The sequence below is a fragment of the Streptomyces prunicolor genome, assembly GCF_045162825.1.
GTDB classification, from domain to species: Bacteria; Actinomycetota; Actinomycetes; order Streptomycetales; family Streptomycetaceae; genus Streptomyces; species Streptomyces prunicolor.
Genome location: NZ_CP108676.1, coordinates 6,560,220 through 6,580,890, shown reverse-complemented (window position 1 = coordinate 6,580,890; position 20,671 = coordinate 6,560,220). Strand labels below are relative to the sequence as shown.

The 20,671-nt window shown below is 69.6% G+C and carries 21 protein-coding genes; 7 read left to right on the top strand and 14 right to left on the bottom strand.

Annotated features, from left to right (window positions below; translation table 11 throughout):
* Window positions 1–90: 90 nt before the first annotated feature.
* Window positions 91–1,716 (bottom strand): chaperonin GroEL, encoded by a 1,626-nt coding sequence (gene groL / locus OG588_RS30365; protein WP_366095491.1) that lies wholly within the window; start codon window positions 1,714–1,716, stop codon window positions 91–93.
* A 151-nt stretch (window positions 1,717–1,867) separates the two neighbouring features.
* On the bottom strand, window positions 1,868–2,176 hold the full coding sequence (groES, locus tag OG588_RS30360; RefSeq protein WP_019055579.1) for a co-chaperone GroES: 309 nt from the start codon (window positions 2,174–2,176) through the stop codon (window positions 1,868–1,870).
* Window positions 2,177–2,531: 355 nt separating this feature from the next.
* Between groES and OG588_RS30355 the strand changes: the two genes are divergently transcribed.
* Complete coding sequence (locus OG588_RS30355) at window positions 2,532–2,822, top strand: hypothetical protein (protein ID WP_405950037.1); 291 nt, start codon at window positions 2,532–2,534, stop codon at window positions 2,820–2,822.
* 51 nt (window positions 2,823–2,873) lie between these two features.
* Here OG588_RS30355 and OG588_RS30350 read toward each other — a convergent pair whose 3' ends face one another.
* Both OG588_RS30350 and OG588_RS30345 read right to left on the bottom strand, forming a co-directional pair.
* A complete protein-coding gene (locus OG588_RS30350; protein ID WP_405950036.1) occupies window positions 2,874–3,581 on the bottom strand; it encodes a hypothetical protein in 708 nt (235 codons plus the stop codon).
* Window positions 3,578–4,495 (bottom strand): polysaccharide deacetylase family protein, encoded by a 918-nt coding sequence (locus OG588_RS30345; protein ID WP_405950035.1) that lies wholly within the window; start codon window positions 4,493–4,495, stop codon window positions 3,578–3,580. Before OG588_RS30345 ends, OG588_RS30350 begins: the two co-directional genes overlap by 4 nt.
* 146 nt (window positions 4,496–4,641) lie before the next feature.
* Here OG588_RS30345 and OG588_RS30340 point away from each other — a divergent pair, with 146 nt between their 5' ends.
* Window positions 4,642–5,823 carry a THUMP-like domain-containing protein gene (locus OG588_RS30340; protein WP_405950034.1) on the top strand — a complete coding sequence of 394 codons (1,182 nt, stop codon included), beginning with the start codon at window positions 4,642–4,644 and terminating at the stop codon, window positions 5,821–5,823.
* Between the two features lie 28 nt (window positions 5,824–5,851).
* Here the strand turns inward: OG588_RS30340 and OG588_RS30335 are convergent, their stop codons facing one another.
* The 5 genes from OG588_RS30335 to OG588_RS30315 form a co-directional block, all read right to left on the bottom strand.
* A complete protein-coding gene (locus OG588_RS30335; protein ID WP_405950033.1) occupies window positions 5,852–7,159 on the bottom strand; it encodes an RNA polymerase sigma factor in 1,308 nt (435 codons plus the stop codon).
* 83 nt (window positions 7,160–7,242) lie between these two features.
* Entirely contained in the window at window positions 7,243–7,599 is a 357-nt protein-coding gene (locus tag OG588_RS30330; RefSeq protein WP_043676922.1) for a YciI family protein, read from the bottom strand.
* A 151-nt stretch (window positions 7,600–7,750) separates the two neighbouring features.
* On the bottom strand, window positions 7,751–8,803 hold the full coding sequence (locus OG588_RS30325) for an LCP family protein (RefSeq protein ID WP_405950032.1): 1,053 nt from the start codon (window positions 8,801–8,803) through the stop codon (window positions 7,751–7,753).
* Window positions 8,804–8,938: 135 nt separating this feature from the next.
* Window positions 8,939–10,285: an endo-1,4-beta-xylanase gene (locus OG588_RS30320; RefSeq protein ID WP_405950031.1), complete on the bottom strand. Its 1,347-nt coding sequence runs from the start codon at window positions 10,283–10,285 to the stop codon at window positions 8,939–8,941.
* Window positions 10,286–10,417: 132 nt separating this feature from the next.
* On the bottom strand, window positions 10,418–11,467 hold the full coding sequence (locus OG588_RS30315; RefSeq protein ID WP_366095497.1) for a LacI family DNA-binding transcriptional regulator: 1,050 nt from the start codon (window positions 11,465–11,467) through the stop codon (window positions 10,418–10,420).
* A 108-nt stretch (window positions 11,468–11,575) separates the two neighbouring features.
* Here OG588_RS30315 and OG588_RS30310 point away from each other — a divergent pair, with 108 nt between their 5' ends.
* The 4 genes from OG588_RS30310 to OG588_RS30295 all read left to right on the top strand — a co-directional run bounded on the left by OG588_RS30310 (window position 11,576) and on the right by OG588_RS30295 (window position 17,090).
* Entirely contained in the window at window positions 11,576–12,904 is a 1,329-nt protein-coding gene (locus OG588_RS30310; protein WP_405950030.1) for an ABC transporter substrate-binding protein, read from the top strand.
* A gap of 125 nt (window positions 12,905–13,029) precedes the next feature.
* A complete protein-coding gene (locus OG588_RS30305) occupies window positions 13,030–13,851 on the top strand; it encodes a carbohydrate ABC transporter permease (RefSeq protein ID WP_405950029.1) in 822 nt (273 codons plus the stop codon).
* A gap of 4 nt (window positions 13,852–13,855) precedes the next feature.
* Window positions 13,856–14,755 carry a carbohydrate ABC transporter permease gene (locus OG588_RS30300; protein ID WP_405950028.1) on the top strand — a complete coding sequence of 300 codons (900 nt, stop codon included), beginning with the start codon at window positions 13,856–13,858 and terminating at the stop codon, window positions 14,753–14,755.
* Window positions 14,756–14,789: 34 nt separating this feature from the next.
* The gene (locus OG588_RS30295) at window positions 14,790–17,090 is read left to right on the top strand and encodes a glycoside hydrolase family 3 N-terminal domain-containing protein (RefSeq protein WP_405950027.1); all 2,301 of its coding nucleotides are present in this window, start codon (window positions 14,790–14,792) and stop codon (window positions 17,088–17,090) included.
* Between the two features lie 21 nt (window positions 17,091–17,111).
* On the opposite strand, the gene OG588_RS30290 is transcribed toward OG588_RS30295, so the two are convergent.
* The 5 genes from OG588_RS30290 to tsaB all read right to left on the bottom strand — a co-directional run bounded on the left by OG588_RS30290 (window position 17,112) and on the right by tsaB (window position 19,911).
* Window positions 17,112–17,288 (bottom strand): hypothetical protein, encoded by a 177-nt coding sequence (locus OG588_RS30290; RefSeq protein WP_405950026.1) that lies wholly within the window; start codon window positions 17,286–17,288, stop codon window positions 17,112–17,114.
* Between the two features lie 62 nt (window positions 17,289–17,350).
* The gene (locus OG588_RS30285; protein WP_043258056.1) at window positions 17,351–17,590 is read right to left on the bottom strand and encodes a hypothetical protein; all 240 of its coding nucleotides are present in this window, start codon (window positions 17,588–17,590) and stop codon (window positions 17,351–17,353) included.
* Window positions 17,591–17,604: 14 nt separating this feature from the next.
* A complete protein-coding gene (tsaD, locus tag OG588_RS30280) occupies window positions 17,605–18,717 on the bottom strand; it encodes a tRNA (adenosine(37)-N6)-threonylcarbamoyltransferase complex transferase subunit TsaD (RefSeq protein ID WP_405950025.1) in 1,113 nt (370 codons plus the stop codon).
* Window positions 18,710–19,261 carry a ribosomal protein S18-alanine N-acetyltransferase gene (gene rimI, locus OG588_RS30275; RefSeq protein ID WP_405950024.1) on the bottom strand — a complete coding sequence of 184 codons (552 nt, stop codon included), beginning with the start codon at window positions 19,259–19,261 and terminating at the stop codon, window positions 18,710–18,712. The genes tsaD and rimI overlap by 8 nt, the downstream gene beginning before the upstream one ends.
* Complete coding sequence (tsaB, locus tag OG588_RS30270; RefSeq protein WP_405950023.1) at window positions 19,258–19,911, bottom strand: tRNA (adenosine(37)-N6)-threonylcarbamoyltransferase complex dimerization subunit type 1 TsaB; 654 nt, start codon at window positions 19,909–19,911, stop codon at window positions 19,258–19,260. Before tsaB ends, rimI begins: the two co-directional genes overlap by 4 nt.
* Before the next feature lie 158 nt (window positions 19,912–20,069).
* On the opposite strand from tsaB, the gene OG588_RS30265 reads away from it, so the two are divergent.
* Window positions 20,070–20,630 (top strand): hypothetical protein, encoded by a 561-nt coding sequence (locus OG588_RS30265; protein WP_405950022.1) that lies wholly within the window; start codon window positions 20,070–20,072, stop codon window positions 20,628–20,630.
* The last annotated feature ends 41 nt before the right edge of the window (window positions 20,631–20,671 follow it).

The following is a 20,671-nucleotide window of genomic DNA, read 5'->3' as shown; positions in this document are numbered from 1 at the left end:
ACGAAGGTTTCGGTGGAACGCGAAGGCCCGGCACCCCCTGAGGGGCGCCGGGCCTTCGACGTACACGTACTACGGGTTCACCGACTCGCGTCAGTGGGAGTGGCCGTGGCTGTGACCACCGGCGGCCGGCTCCTCCTCTTCCTTCTTCTCGACGACCAGGGTCTCGGTCGTGAGGAGCAGGGAGGCGATGGAGGCGGCGTTCTCCAGGGCGGAGCGGGTGACCTTGACCGGGTCGATGACGCCGGCCTTGACCAGGTCGCCGTACTCGCCGGTCGCGGCGTTGAAGCCCTGGCCGGGCTCCAGGTCGGCGACCTTGGCGGTGATGACGTAGCCCTCGAGGCCCGCGTTCTCGGCGATCCAGCGCAGCGGCTCGACGACCGCGCGGCGCACGACGGCGACACCGGTGGCCTCGTCGCCGGTCTTGTCGAGGTTGCCCTCGAGGACCTTGGCGGCGTGCACCAGAGCGGAGCCACCACCGGAGACGATGCCCTCCTCGACCGCGGCGCGGGTCGCGGAGATGGCGTCCTCCAGACGGTGCTTCTTCTCCTTCAGCTCCACCTCGGTGGCGGCGCCGACCTTGATCACGCACACGCCGCCGGCCAGCTTCGCGAGGCGCTCCTGGAGCTTCTCGCGGTCCCAGTCGGAGTCCGTGTTCTCGATCTCGGCCTTGATCTGGTTGACGCGGCCCGCGACCTCGGAGGAGTCGCCGGCACCGTCGACGACGGTCGTGTCGTCCTTGGTGACCGTCACGCGGCGGGCGGAGCCCAGCACGTCCAGGCCGACCTGGTCGAGCTTGAGGCCGACCTCCTCGGCGATGACCTGACCGCCGGTGAGGGTGGCGAGGTCGCCGAGCATCGCCTTGCGGCGGTCGCCGAAGCCGGGGGCCTTGACCGCGACCGCGTTGAACGTGCCGCGGATCTTGTTCACGACCAGGGTCGACAGGGCCTCGCCCTCGACGTCCTCGGCGATGATCAGCAGCGGCTTGGAGGCGTTGGCCTGGATGACCTTCTCCAGCAGCGGCAGCAGGTCCTGGATGGAGCTGATCTTGCCCTGGTGGATCAGGATGTACGGGTCCTCGAGGACCGCTTCCATGCGCTCCTGGTCCGTCACGAAGTACGGCGACAGGTAGCCCTTGTCGAAGGCCATGCCCTCGGTGAAGTCCAGCTCCAGACCGAAGGTGTTGGACTCCTCGACGGTGATGACACCGTCCTTGCCGACCTTGTCCATCGCCTCGGCGATGAGCTCGCCGACCTGGCTGTCCTGGGCGGACAGACCGGCCACGGCGGCGATGTCGGCCTTGTCGTCGATGGGCCGCGCGGTGGCGAGCAGCTCGTCGGAGATGGCCTTGACGGCGGCGTCGATGCCCTTCTTCAGGGCGGCCGGGGAGGCACCCGCGGCGACGTTGCGCAGGCCCTCGCGGACGAGCGCCTGGGCGAGCACGGTGGCGGTGGTGGTGCCGTCACCCGCGATGTCGTTGGTCTTGGTCGCCACCTCCTTCACCAGCTGGGCACCGAGGTTCTCGTACGGGTCGTCGAGCTCGACCTCGCGGGCGATGGTGACGCCGTCGTTGGTGATGGTGGGGGCGCCGAACTTCTTGTCGATGACGACGTTGCGGCCCTTGGGGCCGATCGTCACCTTGACCGTGTCGGCAAGCTTGTTGACGCCGCGCTCGAGGGCGCGACGGGCGTCCTCGTCGAACTTCAGGATCTTCGCCATGGGAGCGGTTCAGCCCTCTCGGAAAACGTGGGTGAAACGAACCACGCCCCCGACGCCCGGCTTCATAAGGTCGCGGGGGCCAGGGGCGCAGCTCACTGCAAAACTGGGTGTAGCTCGGTATATCCAGGTGGTACCGGTGGTACCGGGTGAGCTACTTCTCGATGACCGCGAGCACGTCGCGGGCCGAGAGGACGAGGTACTCCTCGCCCTGGTACTTCACTTCGGTGCCGCCGTACTTGCTGTACAGCACGATGTCACCGGTCTGGACGTCGAGCGGCAGGCGCTCGCCGTTCTCGAAGCGACCCGGGCCCACGGCGAGGACGACGCCCTCCTGGGGCTTCTCCTTCGCGGTGTCCGGAATGACCAGGCCAGAGGCCGTGGTCTGCTCGGCTTCGAGTGCCTGGACCACAATGCGGTCCTCGAGCGGCTTGATGGCAACCTTGGAGCTGGCGGTCGTCACGATCCGACCTCCCCCTTCGGAGATCTCACGGGGTTAACTGTCTGAGGTGGCGACCAGGTGGATCCGTCGTCGCGGGTGCCGGACCTGCCCGTCGCTATTGGCACTCTCCAGGGGGGAGTGCCAGGTCTGAGACTATGACTGCGATTAGCACTCGGTCAAGCGGAGTGCCAATGCCCGCGGCGCTTGAGCGGAATTTTTCAGTGCCCTGGGCTGTGTGGCGGGGGTGTTGGTGTTGCCGTCTCCGGGGGCTGCGCCCCCAGACCCCCGCTGTCGGCCTGCGGCCTCGTCCTCAAACGCCGGACAGGCTGATGGTGTCCGCCTGCGCTGGAAAGGTGCCGCCCCGTAGCGTCTCCCCATGCCTCCCCGGTCCCCCGCGCTTCCCAGTCCGCCTTCCCTCGGTGCCGACTGCTGCGCGGTGGCCGTCCTGATACCGGCTGAAGTCGCCCTCGTCTTCATATCGGCCCTGACGGTGGCGCTGATCGGGTCCCTCTGGGCGGCGGTGGCGTGGCTGGGTGTGCTGGTGGTCGCGGCTCTCGCCGCGGCCGTCGTCCTCTTCCGGCGCGGGTATCAGATCAGCGCCGCGGCACAGGTGCTGGCCGTCGCGGTACTCCTGGGTACGACGGCAGAGACGTGGCCCCACGGGTAGGCCCCCTGTCTCAAGCAGCCCTGTCTCAAGCAGACCCGTCCCAAGTGGCACTCAGAGGTAGTCCTCCAGGCGCCCCACCGTCAGCCCCCGCTCCTGGATGCCACGCAGCAGTCTGGCCGTGCTGTCGGCCGGGCCCACCTGGACGATGTCGCCGGGGGTGAGGTGGTGGTCGCCTCGGGCGTAGGTCAGGGTTCCGGTCGTCGTGGAGGCCCGCCAGAGGACCAGGGCGGAGACTCCGCAGTCGGCCGCGGCACGGCGGGTCGTCGTGTCGTACGTGCCGTAAGGGGGCCGGAGCAGCCGGGAGTCGGGCCGGGGCCGGTGGCCGCAGATCTCGCTGCGCTGGGTGGCGTAGGGCAGGCCGGCGAAGTGGCCGTGTCGCGGTGCGGTGGGGAACACCGTGACCGGGAGCCGTAGTTCGCGGACCAGGTCGGCGAACCTCGGGTCCCGTCGCGTGTCCGCGCCCGCGCCCTGGGCGTCGTAGGTCAGGAAGACGACCTTGTCGTGGGTGCGGACGTGGTCCACGACGGGTGGGAGGCCCGGGCCCGCCGAGCGGGGGGCGGGCCAGGGGGAGGGTTTCGGAGCGGGGGCCAGCGGGGCCGTCAAACCCCAGTGGCGGTACGGCTGTTCGCGGGTCGGGCCGTGCGGGTGGACGCGCTGGGCGGCCTTCTTGCCGAGCCGTTCGATCGGGTCGACGGACTGGGCGCAGCCGGTGAGGAGGGTGGCCGCCAGAGCGACGGCCACCGGTACCCGGACCCTCACAGGTAGTCCTCCAGGCGAGCCACCGCGTACCCCTCCGCCGTGACCTTGCCCAGGAAGCGGCGCATGTCGTCGACCATCGTGCCCTTCCAGTCCGCACGGCCCCGGAAGTGCGTCAGGACGATGTCACCGGGGTGCAGCGACCGGTCGTCCTCGCGGTACTCCCAGTGGTCGACGAACACCTCCTCGTCCCAGATCGGGGCGTACTTGATGCCGCAGGACTTCGCGGCTACGAGGGTGTCGTGGTTGTAGTTCCCGTACGGCGGCCGGAAGACCGTCGGGGCCTTGCCGAACTGCTTCTTCATGATGTCCTGCATGCCGCAGATCTCACGCTTCTGCTCGGCGTACGACAGGCCCGGCAGATACGGGTGCGTGAGGGTGTGGTTGTTGATCGTGTGGCCCTGGGCCTGCATCTTCCGGAAGTAGCCGTAGTCGTCCTTCACCAGGTAGTTGCTGAGGAAGGCCGTGTACGGGATCTTCAGGTCGCTCATCATCCGCAGGAACGCGGGGTCCTTCTCCTCACCGTCGTCGATGGTGAGGAAGACGATCTTCTGCTTCGTGGGGATCGTGGTGAAGACCGGCGGGAGGTTCAGCTCCTCCTGGTCGTCCACCTCGAAGCCCTTGCGCGCGGTGATCTCCGGCTTGTGGGCGGGCGCCGGCAGGGCCTGGAGGGGCACCTTCGCCAGCCCCCAGCGCTTGGCCGCCGCAACCCGCGCGGCGTACGCGGCGCGCAACTTGGTCGCGTAGGAGTCCAGCGCGCGGGCCGGGGGGGCGTGCAGGGGCTGCGCGCCGGGTGCCGGGTGGGCCGGGTGCGCGGTCGTGCCGGAGCCCGGCTGGCCGCAGCCGGAGGCGAGGGCGGCGAGTGCGAGGGCGGCCAGCGCGCCACGAACGCCCGGCTTCCACCCTCGATTCCCCATGCGTTCACGCGTCCGATTGATGTCATTTTGTACGACTACTCGCATGGGGTCGGATCATTTCAGTCCCCGGCCCCGATCCCGCGCCGACACCGCCAACACACCGCCACCGGAGGCACACCGTCCACCGACTGGCCCACAATGTCCCGGTGAACGACCCCGTACTCGCCTTCGCCGCCCTGCTCACCCCCGAGGGCCGTGCCCTCCTCGACGAGGTCCACGGCACCGATCCGGCCAAGGAACTCGCCGTCGCCACCCGCCTGCGCCGCGACCACCCCGCCGACCTCGTCTCGGCGGCCCTCGGCCAGGCCCGGCTGCGCCAGCGGGCGGCGGTCGCGAAGTTCTCGCCCGAGGACGCCTCACGCATGTTCTTCACCCCGAACGGCTTCGAACAGTCGACCCGGGCGAGCGTCGCCACGTACCGCGCCGGCCGACTGCTGGACCTGGGTGTCACCTCCGTCGCCGACCTGTGCTGCGGAATCGGCGGCGACGCGATCGCGCTGGCGCGGGCGGGGGTACGGGTCCTGGCCGTGGACCGCGATCCGCTGACAGTTGCCGTGGCGCGGGCCAACGCGGAGGCGCTGGGGCTGGCCGAGCTGATCGAGGTGCGGGAAGCGGATGTGACGGAGGTGGACACGTCCGCGTACGACGCCGTCTTCGTCGACCCCGCGCGGCGCGGCGGCCGGGGGCGCATCTTCGATCCCGAGGCGTACTCACCGCCCTTGTCCTGGGCCATCGGCGCGGCCACGACGGCCCCGCTCGCCGCGCTGAAGATCGCACCCGGGGTACCGCACGAGGCGATCCCAGGGACGGCCGAGGCGGAGTGGATCTCGGACGGGGGTGACGTGAAAGAGGCGGTGCTGTGGTTCGGGACAGGTGTGCGGGCGGGGGCAGTGCGGGCAACTCTCCTCCCCGGACCGCGAGTTCTGCACGGACGGGGACTTCCGGACCCTGAAGTCCGTTCCGTGGGGCGGTACTTGTACGAGCCCGACGGCGCCGTCATCCGCGCGCACCTCGTCGCCGAGGTCGCGGAGGAGGTCGGGGGCGGGCTCGTCGACGAGACCATCGCATATGTGACGGCGGACGAGCTACGGCCGACCCCGTACGCCTCGGCCTATGAGATCACCGATCAACTCCCCTTCGGTGTAAAGAAGTTGAAGGCGCTACTGCGGGAGCGGGAGGTGGGCGTGCTCACCGTGAAGAAGCGGGGGTCGGCTGTCGAACCGGAGGAGTTGCGGCGGAAGGTGAAGCCTCAGGGGCCCAACTCGGCGACGGTGTTCCTTACTCGGGTGGCGGGAGCGCCGGCGATGTTGATCGGGCGGCCTGTCTGACGGTCAAAGGTCGTGGACCCCCTTTGCGCTACGACGCCTCCGCCGCCCGGCGCAGCAGGAGTTGGCGTTCGCGTTCGTTGCGCGCCAGCGAAGCCGCCCGTGTGAACTCCGCCTTCGCCTCCGTCGTACGGCCTAGGCGGAGGAGCAGGTCGCCGCGGACGCTCGGGAGCAAGTGGTAGTCGCGCAGGGCGGGTTCGGTGGCGAGGGTGTCGACGATCTCCAGTGCCGGGGCCGGGCCCTGTGCCATCGAGACGGCGACCGCGCGGTTCAACTCGACCACCGGGGACGGGGATCGGGCGGCGAGGAGGCCGTACAGGGTCGCGATCGTCGGCCAGTCGGTCTCGTCGTAGGTGTACGCGTGGGCGTGGCAGGCGGCGATGGCGGCCTGGAGGGCGTAGGGGCCCGGGGCGCCTGTCGCCACGGCGTCCGCGCGGCCCAGGGCGGTGATGCCGCGGGCGATGAGGAGGCGGTTCCAGCGGCGGCGGTTCTGGTCCTTGAGGAGGACGGGGTCGCCGTTCGGAGCGGTGCGGGCGGCCGAGCGGGAGGCCTGGAACTCCAACAGGGAGGCCAGCGCGTGGACTTCGGGTTCCTTCGGCATCAGGCCGGAGAGGAGTCGGGCCAGGCGGAGGGCGTCCTCGCAGAGGCCGGGGCGAAGCCAGTCGTCGCCTGCCGTCGCCGCGTAACCCTCGTTGAAGATCAGGTAGATGACGTCCAGGACGGAGCCCAGGCGGGCCTCGCGGTCGGGGCCGTAGGGGACCTCGAAGGCGACGTTCCTGGTGGCGAGGGTGCGTTTGGCGCGGACGATGCGCTGGGCGATCGTCGGCTCGGGGGCGAGGAAGGCGCGGGCGATCTCGGGAGTGGTGAGGCCGCCGAGGAAGCGCAGGGTGAGGGCGGTGCGGGCCTCCGGGGACAGGACCGGGTGGCAGGTGGTGAAGACCAGGCGCAGGAGGTCGTCGTCGATGTCGTCGGGGGCGGCGGGTTCCTCGGGCGGGGCCGTCGTCTCCAGGGTGCGGCCGATCTCCTGGAGCTTGCGGGCGTAGTTCTCGCGGCGCCGGATCAGGTCGACGGCGCGGTGCCTGGCCGTCGCCATGAGCCAGGCGCCCGGGTTGTCGGGCACGCCGTCCCTCGGCCACTGCTCCAGCGCGGCGACCAGCGCGTCCTGCGCGAGTTCCTCGGCGATGCCGACGTCGCGGACCAGGCGGGCCACGGCGGCGATGATGCGGGGGGACTCGATGCGGAAGACGGTCTCGATGGTGCTGTGCGGGTCCACGGCGTTGCCGCGCGGGTCCGTGGCGTTGCGGGGCGGGGTTGCGGTGGGTTGTGATTCCGGAGTCACAACCCACCATGCAACACCCCCGGCGGCCTCAGACCAAGGAAGGCCGGGAAAGGCCACGGAAACCGCGCGAAGCCGGGGAAGGCTCAGCCCTCCGCGATCTCCCGCACCTCGCACGTCACCGTCCAGAACTCCTCGTGGACCTTCAGGAACCGCTTCGTCCACTCGATCGCCTCGGCCATGTCCTTGCACTGCATGAGCGCGTAGCCGCCGACGACCTCCTTGGACTCGGTGAACGGGCCGTCGGTCACGGAGATCTTGCCGCCCTCCCAGTGCACGCGGGCGCCCTGCGCGGTCGGGGTGAGACCGGCGGTGTCGAGCATGACGCCGGCCTTGGTGATCTCCTCGATCAGCTCGCCCATGCGCTGCATCAGCTCGGGGCTGGGGCCCTCGGCGGGGGCGGTCTTCTCGTCGATCTGCACGAGGGAGAGGTAGCGGGGCATGGTGACTCCTCGGGTCGTTCGCTGACGTTCTCTGACGGTGTCCGACCGGGCTCTTCCCGGCCTTTCAACCATGCGTCGAACGAGGGGCGAGCGGATCGACACACTCGCCGGAATTCCCCGAAGATTTTTTCCGCCTCCGCATCTACGCAGGTCAGCGCAGTGACTCCCACAGATCGCTCGCCGCCGGCTCCTTCGCGACCACCCGGTTCGGGTCGGACGGTGCCGTGACGTTCGGCATCGTCACCGTCGTCACCGCGTCCGCCGACAGGCCCTTCACACTCTGGCCGAGGCTGATCAGTTCGCTCAGGGAGTCGAGGCCGGTGTCGGTGGTGAGGCTGTCGGTGACCGCGTCGGTGACCTCGTAGAGCTTGGTGGGGTCGGTGAGGAGGTCGTTGGTGGAGATCTGGGTCAACAGGGCCTTCACCAGCATCTGTTGGAGACCTATTCGGCCCAGGTCGCTGCCGTCGCCTATGCCGTGCCGGGTGCGGGCGAGGGCGAGGGCCTGCTTGCCGTTGAGGTGGTGGGTGCCCTTCTTCAGGTGCAGGTGACTGTCGTCGTCGTCGATGTCCTGGGTGGTCGTCACCGTGACGCCGCCGAGCGCGTTGACCAGCTTCGCGAAGCCCGCGAAGTCGATCTCTATGTAGTGGTCCATACGGACGCCGGTGATCGACTCGACCGTCTTGACCGCGCAGACCGGACCGCCCACGGAGTAGGCGGTGTTGAACATCGCGCTGTACGCGACGGACGTGGAACCGCCCGACGACAGCGGGCAGGACGGGCGGGTGACGAGGGTGTCGCGCGGGATGCTGACGATCGTGGCCTTCTTACGGCCCGCGTCGATGTGCACGACCATCGCGGTGTCGGAGCGGGCGCCGGAGCTGTCGCCGCCGCCGAGTGCCTTGTTCTCCTTGCCGCTGCGCGAGTCGGAGCCGAGGACCAGGATGTTCAGGGAGCCGGTCGGCACGGGGGCGGCGGACGCGGACGCGGCGGCGGAGGGTGTGGTCACCGCCTTCGCGGGGCGGTCGGCGCCGAGCGCGCTGTCGATGTCGACGCTCTTGATGTTGCTGTTGAGGTGCCAGTAGGCCCAGCCGGCCGTGGCGACACCCAGGACGAGGGCACCGGCCAGAGTGAGGCCGGCGATCTTCAGCACTCTCGATCGCCGGCCCACTCGTCTGTCGTCGTCGGCGTTCTCTTTGTCCGTCACGGGGAGGAACGTAAGTCCGAATTATTAGGAGAAAGTTAGGGGAGACGTCCTGAGACGGTTTTCTACGGAAAATTTCACGGTTCTCAGTCCCGTCTCACTCCCCCGCGCTCCCCCACGCGGCTCTCCCCGCCTCCCTCATCCCAGGGTCACCACCGGTACCGGGTTGCTTCCGCTCCAGGACGCGTTGAACCCGAACGACACCGAACCGCCGTCCGGAACCGTCCCGTTGTAGCTCGCGTTCGCACAACTCACCGTCGTGCCCGACTGGGTGCAGGTCGCGTTCCAGGCCTGCGTGAGCTGCTGGCCGGCGCCGTACGTCCAACTCGCCTTCCAGGACGACAGCGAGGCCCCGGAACAGGCGATCGTCACCTGCCCGGTGAACCCGGTGTTCCACTGACTGCCCACGCTGTACGTCGCCGAGCACGCCCCGGTCGGCGGCGGGGTCGTGGTCGTACCGCCGAGCGCCTCCGAGAGGCCGTAGTACGCCGGTTTCGGCGCGTAGCCGGCGTCGTACGGTGTCGCCGCCCCGTAGCCCGGGAACGTGCTGTCGACCCAGGAGTCGGAGTCGGTGAAGCCCCAGACGGTGACGTTCACGCAGCGCGTGACGGCGACGCAGGCGGCCATGACGCTCTTGAAGTCGGCCTTCTGCTGGGCGAGTTTGGTGCTGTCGGCCGGGAGCGCCATCCGTACGTCCAGCTCGGTGATCGCCACGTCCACGCCCAGGTCGGCGAAGCGCTGGATGTTCTGCTGGAGGGTGGCCGGGACCTGCCCGAGGATGAGGTGGGCCTGGAGGCCGACCCCGTCGATCGGAACGCCCGCCGCCTTCAGGGACTTGACCAGGTTGTAGAGGGCGGTGGACTTCGCGTTGACGCCCTCGACGTTGTAGTCGTTGATGTAGAGCTTGGCGGCCGGGTCGGCCGCGTGGGCCCAAGTCAGCGCCTGCGCTATGTAGTTGGCGCCGAGGCCGTTGTACCAGAGGGTCGAGCGGTAGGTGCCGTCCTCGTTGAAGGGTTCGTTCACCACGTCCCAGGCGGTGATCTTCCCCTTGTAGCGGCCGACTTCGGTACTGATGTGGTTCTGCAGCAGGCTGCTCAACTGGGCCGACGTCCATGTGCCGTTGGTCAGCCAGCTCGGGTTCTGGCTGTGCCAGACCAGGGTGTGGCCGCGCACCTGCTGGTTGTGGGCCTGCGCGAAGGCGACGATCTGGTCCGCCTCCGACCAGTTGAAGCTGCCCTGCGTCGGCTCGACCGTCTCCCACTTCATGGCGTTGCCGGGAGTGAGCGAGCTGAACTGACTGCCCGCGATGGCGCCGTACGTGCCGGTGAGCTTGGAGCCGGTGACCGCGGTGCCGATGACTTTGCCCTTCGCGGCGGCGAGGTCGCGCAGCGGGGTGTCGGCGGCGTGCGCGGCGGGTGCCGCGAAGAGCATGACGGCGCCGGTGAACAGGGCCGCCAGGGACAAGCCGGTTCTCAGAGATCTCATGCGGGTGCCTCCGAAAGTTTCGGTTGTGCAACCGATTGGCTTCGGAGGAGTGTGGGGCGACCGACCCCACTCGTCAATACGTCACCTTCCGGCCACGCACATCACCGCCATGCCACCTTCCGGCCACCGGCGTCACGCGGCGGGCGGTGCCGTACTGCTCCGCACCACCAGGCTCGTCGCCAGCTCCACCCGGCGCGCCGCCGAGGACTCCCCCTCGCGCCCGAGGTCGAGCACCAGCTTCGCCGCCGCCTCGGCCATCTCGGTCAGGGGCTGTCGTACGGTCGTCAGCGGCGGGCCCACCCAACGCGCCACCGGCAGATCGTCGAAGCCGACCACGCTCAGGTCCTCCGGGATGCGCAGCCCCAGCTCGCGCGCGGCCTCGTACAGACCGAGGGCCTGGAGATCGTTGCCGGCGAAGACGGCGGTGGGTCGGTCCGGGCGGCGCAGCAGCTCAAGCCCCAGCCGGTAACCGGCCTCGTGGTGGAAGTCGCCGGTGGTGATCAGCGAGCTGTCGACCGGCAGCCCGGCCGTCTCCAGGGCGGCCCGGTATCCGTCCACCCTGGCGCGGCTGCACATCATCCGGGACGGTCCGCTGATCGCGCCGATCCGGGTGTGGCCGAGTTCGACCAGGTGCCGGGTGGCGGCGAGCCCGCCCTGCCAGTTCGTCGCACCGATCGACGGCACATCGGCGCCCGGGTCACCGGCCGGGTCCATCACCACGAACGGGATGGAACGGCTGGTGAGCAGCGCCCGCTGCGACTCGTCGAGCCCGGAGAGGACGAGGATCACGCCGTGCGGGCGGCGGGCGGCGACCTGGTCGGCCCAGGTCCGGCCCGGGGTCAGCCGCCCCGCGCTCTCGCTCAGCACCACGCTCAGCCCGGAGTCACGGGCCACGTTCTCCACGCCCCGGATGACCTCCATCGCCCAGGCGCTCTCCAGCTCGTGGAAGACCAGGTCGATCAACGGGGAGCGGGTCGCCTCGGCGCGGCGGCGCCGGTAGCCGTAGACGCGGAGCAGGTCCTCGACGCGGGTGCGGGTCGCGGGGGCGACGTCGGCACGGCCGTTGAGGACCTTCGAAACAGTCGGAGCCGACACTCCGGCCTCGCGGGCGATCTCGGCGAGCGTGGCGGTCTGGGTCGGCCGACCCGCTGTCTGGGTTTCGGCGGAATCCGGGGCTGTCATGGCGGCGATCGTATCCCTGCGCGACCTCTTGACGAACCCCCCAGCGCGCCTTAGGTTCCCGGAACATTCGTAGAACGGCTCGAAACATTCGCACGAGAGGTGCTGTCCATGGAGCCCAACACGTCCAACGGCGGGCGTACGTTCAGCAGGCGCTGGGTGCTCGGCGCCGGTGCCACCACCCTGCTCACCACCGGGCTCACGGCCTGCGGCTCCAGCGACAGCACCGGCGACAGCGGCACGGTCACCGCCTTCGTCTACGGCGACGACGCGGTGAAGGTGCAGGTCAAGGCCGTCACCCGGTTCAACGCGTCGGCGGCGGCGAAGAAGGCCAAGGGCAAGATCAAGCTGGAGAAGGTGCCCGGCGCCGACTACTCGGCCAAGCTGCGCACGGCGATGGGCTCACCGAACGCGCCGGACGTCTTCTTCAACTGGGGCGGCGGCTCGATCAAGGCGTACCAGGAGGCGAACCAGCTGGTCGATCTCACCGACACCATCAAGTCCGACCCGGTGCTCAAGGACGGGTTCCTGCCGTCGGTGCTCGCGGCGGGCGCGCTCAAGGGCAAGAACTACGGCATACCGATGCGCGGGATGCAGCCGGTCATCCTCTTCTACAACAAGACCGTCTTCGCCGCGCACAAGCTCCAACCGCCCACCACCTGGGCCGGGTTGCTCGCCATCAACAAGAAGCTCAAGGCCGCGGGCATCACCCCGTTCGCGCTCGGGGGCGCCGATATCTGGCCCGAGTTGATGTGGCTGGAGTATCTGGTCGATCGGATCGGTGGGCCCGAGGTTTTCGACAAGATCAAGAACGGGGATGCGTCCGGTTGGGGGGACCCGGCGGTTCTCAAGGCTGCCGAGACGGTCAAGCAGCTCATTGACGACGGGGCGTTCGGCAAGGGGTTCAGCTCTGTGTCGTATGTCAATGGGGGTGCGCCCGCGGTGTTCGCCAAGGGCAAGGCGGCGATGCATCTGATGGGGTCGTGGGAGTACTCGACGCAGCTCGGGAAGTTTCCCGACTTCGCGAAGAGCAACCTGGGGTGGTTCGCCTTCCCGAAGTACGAGGGGGGTGCGGGCGACATCCGAAACGTGGTCGGGAATCCCACCAACTACTGGTCCGTGAACGCCCGTACGGGTAACAAGGACGCGGCGATCGCGTTCCTCCGTGACTGTGCGTCGGAGGCGTATGCGAAGGATCTCGTTGCCAACGGGGATATTCCGACCACGTCCAACGCGGAGAAGCTTCTCGACTCCTCACCCAACCCCGAGTTCGCGAAGTTCCAGTACCAAATGGTGCAGCAGGCGCCTGCGTTCACGTTGAGTTGGGATCAGGCGGTGGATCCGGATGTGTCCACGCCGATGCTGACCGAGATCAACAAGTTGTTTGTGGGGAAGAGTTCGCCGGAGCAGTTCGTGGCGGCGCTCAAGGGGTTGAAGTGAGTAATCGCTCCGCGGCGGGGGTGGTTCGTCGGGTGCAGGTGCGTCGTGGCTTGTCGCGCCCCGCGGCGGAGCCGCAAAAAGACACAGCCCCGCGCCCCTATAGGGGCGCTTCACCTCACGCCCTCTTGGCTGTGCCCGGTGTGCTGTTCTTTGTGTTCTTCGCCGTTGCGCCCATGGTTCTCGCTGTGTATCTCTCCTTCACCACTTGGAACGGGCTGGGCGACCCCAAGCCCGTCGGGTTCGCCAACTGGCAGAAGCTGCTGCACGACTCACGCCTCACCCAATCCCTCACCGTCACCGTGCTGTTGACGGTGACCAGCTGGGCTTTCCAAACCGTCGTGTCTCTGCTCCTCGGTGTCTGGGCCGCCGGCCGTCAGCGCAACCGGGCGATCCTCTCCGCAATCTTCTTCGTGCCGTTCCTGCTCTCCTCCACCGCCATCGCGTTGCTCTTCTACGCGCTCCTCGACCCGAACTTCGGTGTCATCCACCAGGACACACTGGGCTCCACGAGCGGTGCGTTTCTCGCGATCGTGTTTGTCGGGGGGTGGCAGTTCATCCCGTTCCACACGCTGATCTATCAGGGCGGGGCCCGGCAGATCCCCGAAGTGCTCTACCAGGCGGCGGCAATTGACGGCGCCGGTCGCTACCGGCAGTTCTTCTCGATCACGTTGCCCCAGCTCCGCAACACGGCCACGACCTCCAGCGTGCTGATGATCGTCGGCTCGCTCACCTACTTCGAGACCGTGCTGATCCTCACGCAGGGCGGTCCCGGCACGGACACGGCGATCCTGCCGTACCTGATGTACGAAGCCGGCTTCAAGAGCTACGACTTCGGATACGCGAGCGCGATCGCGACCTTCCTGGTCGTCATCGCCACCGCGCTCTCCCTCGTCCTGGTCCGGCTCACCGGTTTCGGCGCCATGCGCAGTACCCGCGAAGGGATGTGACGGAGTGTCACACGACACGTTGCCGCGTCCGGTGAAGACGGCGGAGGAACCCGTGCCGGAGCAGCCGACCCGCAGGCGCCGGCACTGGACCAGGCGCCCCAACCCGGTCGCCGGGCTCGGGTCCCTCCTCTGGCTCGCCGTCGTCATCGTCCCGATCTACGCGATGATCTCGGCGTCCCTCACCCGCCAGGACAAGGCCCTCGGCAACAACGCCCTGAAACCGCCCACCGATCCGACCTTCGCCAACTACAACACCGTTCTGCACAACGGCTTCGGCCACTTCCTCGCGAACACGGCACTGGTCGCGGCGGCGGTCGTAGGAATCGTGCTCGTGCTGTGCGTGCCGCTCGCCTACGTGGCCGTACGCACGAGGACGGTCTGGTCGAGCGGGGCCTTCCGGCTGTTCCTGATGGGAGTGGCGATCCCGGCGCAGGCAGTCGTGGTCCCCCTGTACCTGATGATCGCCAAACTCGACCTGTACGACAGCCTGTTGGCGGTCATCCTCCCCACCGCCGCCTTCGCGATGCCGGTCTCCGTGCTGATCCTGACCGGCACGCTGCGGGACATCTCGGAGGACCTGTACGAGGCGATGGCGCTCGACGGGGCGTCGGCGACCCGGATGCTGTTCCAGCTGGTCATCCCGATGACCAAGGGCGGTATCAGCACGGTCGTCATCTACGCGGCGTTGCAGGCCTGGAACGGCTTCCTCTTCCCGCTGATCTTCACCCAGTCCGACGGCCCCCGCGTCCTCACGCTCGGACTCTTCAACTACGTCAGCCAGTTCGGCGTGAACATCCCGGCGCTGCTCGCCTCGGTCGTCCTCTCCGGCATCCCGATCTTCGCCGTCTACCTGGTGGCCCGGCGTGCCCTGGTCGGCGGCCTGATGGGCGTGGGCGGCAAGTGAGCTGCCCCAACTCACCTTTTCCGAACGGAGTTTCATGACCACCGCCCCCTGGCGCGACCCCGCCCTGCCCGCCGCCGTCCGCGTCGACGACCTGCTCGCCCGGATGACCCTGGAGGAGAAGACCGCCCAGCTCTACGGCGTGTGGGTGGGCGCCGCCACGGACGGCGACGGAGTCGCCCCGCTCCAGCGGGAGATGACCTCGGACTACGACTGGGACGAGCTGATCACCCGGGGGTTGGGCCAGCTCACCCGTTCCTTCGGTACGGCGCCGGTGGACCCGGAGTTGGGCGCGCAGGCGTTGGCCCGCGCACAGCGCCGGATCGCGGCGGCGGGGCGTTTCGGCATCCCTGCGGTCGCCCACGAGGAGTGCCTGGCGGGGTTCACGGCGTGGGGTGCGACGGCGTACCCGGTGCCGTTGGCGTGGGGCGCGAGCTTCGACCCGGGGCTGGTCGAGGAGATGGCCCGGCACATCGGCGCGGACCTGCGCGCGGTCGGCGTCCACCAGGGGCTCGCCCCGGTCCTGGACGTCGTACGGGATCCGCGGTGGGGCCGGGTGGAGGAGACGATCGGTGAGGACCCGTATCTGGTGGGGACCATCGGGGCGGCGTATGTGCGGGGGCTGGAGTCGGCCGGGGTCGTCGCGACCTTGAAGCACTTCGCCGGGTACGCGTCGTCGGTGGGGGCGCGGAATCTGGCGCCGGTGCGGGCGGGGGTGCGGGAGTTCGCGGACGTGGTGCTGCCGCCGTTCGAGATGGCGTTGCGGGAGGGCGGCGCGCGTTCGGTGATGGCTGCGTACAACGAGACGGACGGTGTACCGGCCTCGGCGGACCCCGGCCTGCTGACCCAACTCCTGCGGGATGAGTGGCAGTTCACGGGGACGGTGGTCGCCGACTACTTCGGCATCGGCTTCCTGGAGACGCTGCACCGGGTGGCGGGCAGCCCGGCGCAGGCGGCGCAGGCGGCGCTGGAGGCGGGGATCGACGTAGAGCTGCCGACGTTGAAGTGCTACGGGAAGCCGTTGGTGGAGGCGGTGCGGGCGGGGGAGATCCCGGAGGCGTTGGTGGACCGGGCGGCGCGTCGAGTGCTGGTGCAGAAGGCCGAGTTGGGGTTGTTGGACGAGGACTGGTCGCCGGAGCCGACCGGGCGGATCGACCTCGACTCGACGGCGAACCGGGCCCTGGCCCGCCAACTGGCCGAAGAATCGGTGGTGTTGCTGGACAACCCGGACAGTCTGCTGCCGCTGGCGTCGGACGCGCGCGTCGCCGTGGTCGGCCCGCGGGCGGCGGACGCGCTCGCCATGCTCGGCTGCTACTCCTTCCCGTCCCACGTGGGCACGCATCACCCCGAGGTGCCGATGGGCATCGACATCCCCACGGTGCTGGAGTCACTGCGGGCCGAACTCCCGGACGCCAAGGTGACGTTCGCGGAGGGGTGTGACGTCTCCGACCCGGACACCTCCGGTTTCGAGGAGGCGGTGGCGCGGGCGGCGGAGGCGGATGTGTGCGTGGCGGTACTGGGCGACCGGGCGGGCCTGTTCGGACGCGGTACGTCGGGCGAGGGCTGCGATGTGGCGGACCTCCAACTGCCCGGGATCCAGGCCGACTTGCTGGACGCACTCGTGTCGACGGGCGTCCCGGTGGTCCTGGTCCTGCTCACCGGTCGGCCCTACGCGCTGGGCCGTTGGCACGGCCGACTGGGCGCGGTGGTGCAGGCGTTCTTCCCGGGGGAGGAGGGCGGCCCGGCAGTGGCGGGAGTACTGGCGGGCCGCGTCAACCCGTCGGGCCGCCTGCCGGTGAGCGTTCCGCACGCGCCGGGCGGCCAGCCGTGGACGTATCTGCAACCCCCGTTGGGCCTGGCCGACGAGGTCAGCAGCCTCGACCCGACCCCGCTGTACCCCTTCGGCCACGGCCGCTCGTACACGACGTTCGCGTGGGAGCCCACCGAATCAAGGGAGTTGGAGATCGCCACGGACGGCTCCTGCGACCTGACGGTCACCGTCCGCAACACCGGCGACCGCACCGGCACGGAAGTCGTCCAGCTGTACCTGCACGACCCGGTCGCGTCGGTCACCCGCCCGGACGTCCGCCTGATCGCTTACCAGCGACTGGAGTTGGGCCCCGGGGAGTCGACGAGGGTGACCTTCCACTTCCACGCGGACCTGTCGGCGTTCACCGACCGCTCGGGGCGCCGGGTGGTCGAACCGGGCGTACTGGAGCTGAGGTTGGGGGTTTCCAGCGCGGAGGTGCGGCATACGACACGGCTCACTCTGACGGGTGCCGTGCGGGTGGTGGGGGCGGAGCGGCGGTTGCGGTGCGAGGTCGGCGTCGATGAGTGACGCCCCCAGCCGCCTCAGGCGCTACCCCCTGGCCTTGCGCCGGTTCGCCTGTATCAGTGCCCCCACGCCGAGCGCCGCGAACCCCACGACCAGGAACGTCACGACTTCCAGCAGCGGCGGCAGCGTGTGCTCGGTGACGAGGGACGTGATCGTCATGGCCACGGCCATGAAACCGAAGGACAGGACCACACGCTTCAAGAAGAGCCTCCCGACAGTCTGTTGGGTGATGTGCGACGGAAGCGCCGGGGGCAGAACCCTAGTTACTCACCCACCGACTCGAACCGCCACCGGTGCACCGCCCGCATGACCAACTCCCCGTCCGGCTCGGGGAGTTCGGGCAACTCGGTATCGTACTCCGCGTCCCACCACGTGATGACAAGAACCCGGTCCTGAGGCGCGCGCAGGAACTCCCGGCGCAGCGGCTCGGCCGGGAGCCGCTGCTCCCGTGCCCAGGCAAGCAGATCGTCGCCCCGCCCCGGGACCGCCCGCGCCTCCCACATCAACGCAACCGTCGTCACGAGTACAGGTTCTCCTTGCTGACCTCGTGCACGTGATCGTGGTCGTGGTCATGCGAGTGGCCGGGGACATGCGGGTCCGTCACCGGGAGGGACGAATCCGCCGAGAGGTCCCAGTCCGACGGGGTCCGATTCCGCGCCACCATCTCCGCGCCCAGCGCGGCGACCATCGCGCCGTTGTCCGTGCACAGCTTCGGGCGCGGTACGCGGAGGCGGATACCGGCGGCCTCGCAGCGTTCCGCCGCCAGCGCGCGCAGGCGGGAGTTAGCGGCCACGCCGCCGCCGATCATCAGGTGGTCGACGCCCTCGTCCTTGCAGGCCCGTACGGCCTTGCGGGTCAGGACGTCGACGACCGCCTCCTGGAAGGACGCCGACACATCGCGCACCGGCACCTCCTCCCCCGCCGCCCGCTTCGCCTCGATCCAGCGGGCCACGGACGTCTTCAGCCCCGAGAAGGAGAAGTCGTACGCCGGGTCGCGCGGCCCGGTCAGCCCGCGCGGGAACGCGATCGCCGTCGGGTCGCCCTCCTTCGCGTACCGGTCGATGACCGGCCCGCCCGGGAAGCCGAGGTTCAGGACGCGGGCGATCTTGTCGAAGGCCTCGCCCGCCGCGTCGTCGATCGTCGCGCCCAGCGGCCGTACGTCCGAGGTGATGTCCGAGGACAACAACAGCGAGGAGTGACCGCCGGACACCAGCAGCGCCATCGTCGGTTCCGGCAGCGGGCCGTGTTCCAGCTGGTCGACGCAGATGTGGGAGGCGAGGTGGTTCACGCCGTAGAGGGGCTTGCCGAGCGCGTAGGCGTACGCCTTGGCCGCCGAGACGCCGACCAGCAGGGCTCCGGCCAGGCCGGGGCCCGCCGTGACCGCGATGCCGTCGAGGTCACGGGCGCTCACGCCCGCGTCCTTCAGCGCGCGCTGGATCGTCGGGATCATCGCCTCCAGGTGGGCGCGGGACGCCACCTCCGGTACGACCCCGCCGAAGCGGGCGTGCTCGTCGACGCTGGACGCGACCGCGTCCGCCAGCAGGGTGGTGCCGCGGACGATGCCGACACCGGTCTCGTCGCAGGAGGTCTCGATGCCCAGGACGAGCGGCTCGTCGCGTGAGTCAGTCATGGATCTCGGTTCCTTGTACGGAAGGTGACCCCGCAGCGGAGCTGCTGTCGGGATCTGTGGTCAGGCGCATCACCAGGGCGTCGACGTTGCCCGGCTGGTAGTAGCCGCGCCGGAATCCGATGGGCGCGAAGCCGAAGCGCTCGTACAGCTTCTGCGCGCGGACGTTGTCGACGCGGCATTCGAGCATGATCTCGGCGCACTCGAACTCGCTTGCCGCGGTGAGGAGTTCGGTCAGCAGCGTGGAGCCGAGGCCGGTGCCCCAGTGGTCGCGGGCGACGGCGATGGTCTGGATGTCGGCCTGCTCGCCGGCGGTGGCGAGGCCGGCGTAACCGATGACCCGCACGCCGCTCCCGGTCTCCGCACCGTCCACCTCGGCCACCAGGTACCGCCGGGTCGCCTCCGCCCCCCGCGCATGCGCCAGTTCGGACCAGAACATGCCCCGGGACCAGGCGTCCTCGGGGAAGAGTTCCTTCTCCAGCTCCAGCACGGGATCGATGTCCCACCAGCGCATCTCGCGCAGTCGAGGGCTCACGGATTCGGTCACTTGGGGGTGACCACCTTGTAGTTCTTGGGCACCTGGGCGTCGGGACGGCGCAGGTACAGGGGCCGGGGCTCGGGGAGTTCGACGCCCGCCGCGAGTCTCTCGGCGGCCAGCGACGCGAGCGCGGCGGCGGACACGTGCTCGGGCTCGTGGGCGGCGGGGAAGGTGTCCGGGTAGAGCAGCGCACCGGCGCCGACGGCGGGCAGCCCGGCCACCTGCTCGGCGATGTCGGCGGGCCGGTCCACGGCCGGGTCGGTGAGGCGGGTCCGGGAGTCGGCGTAGCGCGCCCAGTACACCTCCTTGCGCCGCGCGTCGGTGGCCACGACGAAGGGGCCGTCGAGGTCGGTGGCGTAGGCGAGGCCGTCCAGCGTGCACACACCGTGCACGGGCACGCCGAGCGCGAGCCCGAAGGTGTCGGCGGTCATCAGGCCGACCCGCAGCCCGGTGTAGGGGCCGGGGCCGATGCCCACGACGATTCCCGTGACGGCGTCGAGCGTGAGCCCGGCGCCGGCGAGCACGTGGTCGACGGCCGGGAGCAGCAGCTCACCGTGGCGGCGCGCGTCCACCTGACTCGACGAGGCGATGACGGCCTCGCCGTCGTGCAGGGCGACGGTGACGGCGGGGGTGGCGGTATCGAGAGCGAGCAAGAGCACGCAAACAGCCTACGGCTCCGGCGCCGCGAGCACGGCCGCCCCGGTGGGCCCGGCCCCGGCTGCTACGGTCACCTAGGGTCACCGGACTTACGGGACGTACGGGACCGTACGGGGCACCGTCACAGGACGTAGACGTAGAGACGCGGAGGTGGGCGCTGATGGCCGGCAGCAGCTCGGGAATCGTGGCCGGGCTCACCGTGGCGGCCGTCGCCACGGTCGGTTTCCTCGCCTATCAGGCATCGGCGACCGTCCCGCCCGGGCTGGGGAACTCGGCCCGCGCGAACGCCTCGCCCGCGGCGGTCGCCACCTCGAAGGCACCGCGCGACAAGAAGAACCCCGCCGCGCTGCCCGCCGGTTCCGGCAAGGGCGAGCGGGTCGTGTACTCGGTGGACGACGACCGGGTGTGGCTGGTCGCCGAGAACAACAAGGTCAACCGCACGTTCAAGGTCACCCCCGGCACGGTGGACCCGGCCACGGGCTCCTACGCGGTCACGTCCCGCTCGAACGCGATCACCGGCACCGACGGCACCCCCATCCAGCACGTCGTCCGCTTCACCAACACGGACAACGTCGCCATCGGCTTCAGCGCGGCGCTAAGCGGCGCGACGAACGAACCCGACCCCACGACCAGGTCCGGCGGCATCCGCGAGTCCATCGAGGACGGCGCGGCCATGTGGGAGTTCGCGACGATCGGGCAGTCGATCGTGGTAATCCGCTAAGCAATTCAATTGGGGGCAGGGCACCCCCTAGGGGCGCGGGG

Coding starts and splice junctions, on each gene's coding strand:
- OG588_RS30355 (WP_405950037.1), top strand. CDS start 2,532: ATGCCTCCCCGGTCCCCCGCGCTTCCCAGTCCGCCTTCCCTCGGTGCC.
- OG588_RS30265 (WP_405950022.1), top strand. CDS start 20,070: ATGGCCGGCAGCAGCTCGGGAATCGTGGCCGGGCTCACCGTGGCGGCC.
- groL (WP_366095491.1), bottom strand. CDS start 1,716: ATGGCGAAGATCCTGAAGTTCGACGAGGACGCCCGTCGCGCCCTCGAG.
- OG588_RS30310 (WP_405950030.1), top strand. CDS start 11,576: ATGGAGCCCAACACGTCCAACGGCGGGCGTACGTTCAGCAGGCGCTGG.
- tsaD (WP_405950025.1), bottom strand. CDS start 18,717: ATGACTGACTCACGCGACGAGCCGCTCGTCCTGGGCATCGAGACCTCC.
- OG588_RS30345 (WP_405950035.1), bottom strand. CDS start 4,495: ATGGGGAATCGAGGGTGGAAGCCGGGCGTTCGTGGCGCGCTGGCCGCC.
- OG588_RS30330 (WP_043676922.1), bottom strand. CDS start 7,599: ATGCCCCGCTACCTCTCCCTCGTGCAGATCGACGAGAAGACCGCCCCC.
- OG588_RS30285 (WP_043258056.1), bottom strand. CDS start 17,590: ATGTGGGAGGCGCGGGCGGTCCCGGGGCGGGGCGACGATCTGCTTGCC.
- OG588_RS30295 (WP_405950027.1), top strand. CDS start 14,790: ATGACCACCGCCCCCTGGCGCGACCCCGCCCTGCCCGCCGCCGTCCGC.
- OG588_RS30320 (WP_405950031.1), bottom strand. CDS start 10,285: ATGAGATCTCTGAGAACCGGCTTGTCCCTGGCGGCCCTGTTCACCGGC.
- OG588_RS30315 (WP_366095497.1), bottom strand. CDS start 11,467: ATGACAGCCCCGGATTCCGCCGAAACCCAGACAGCGGGTCGGCCGACC.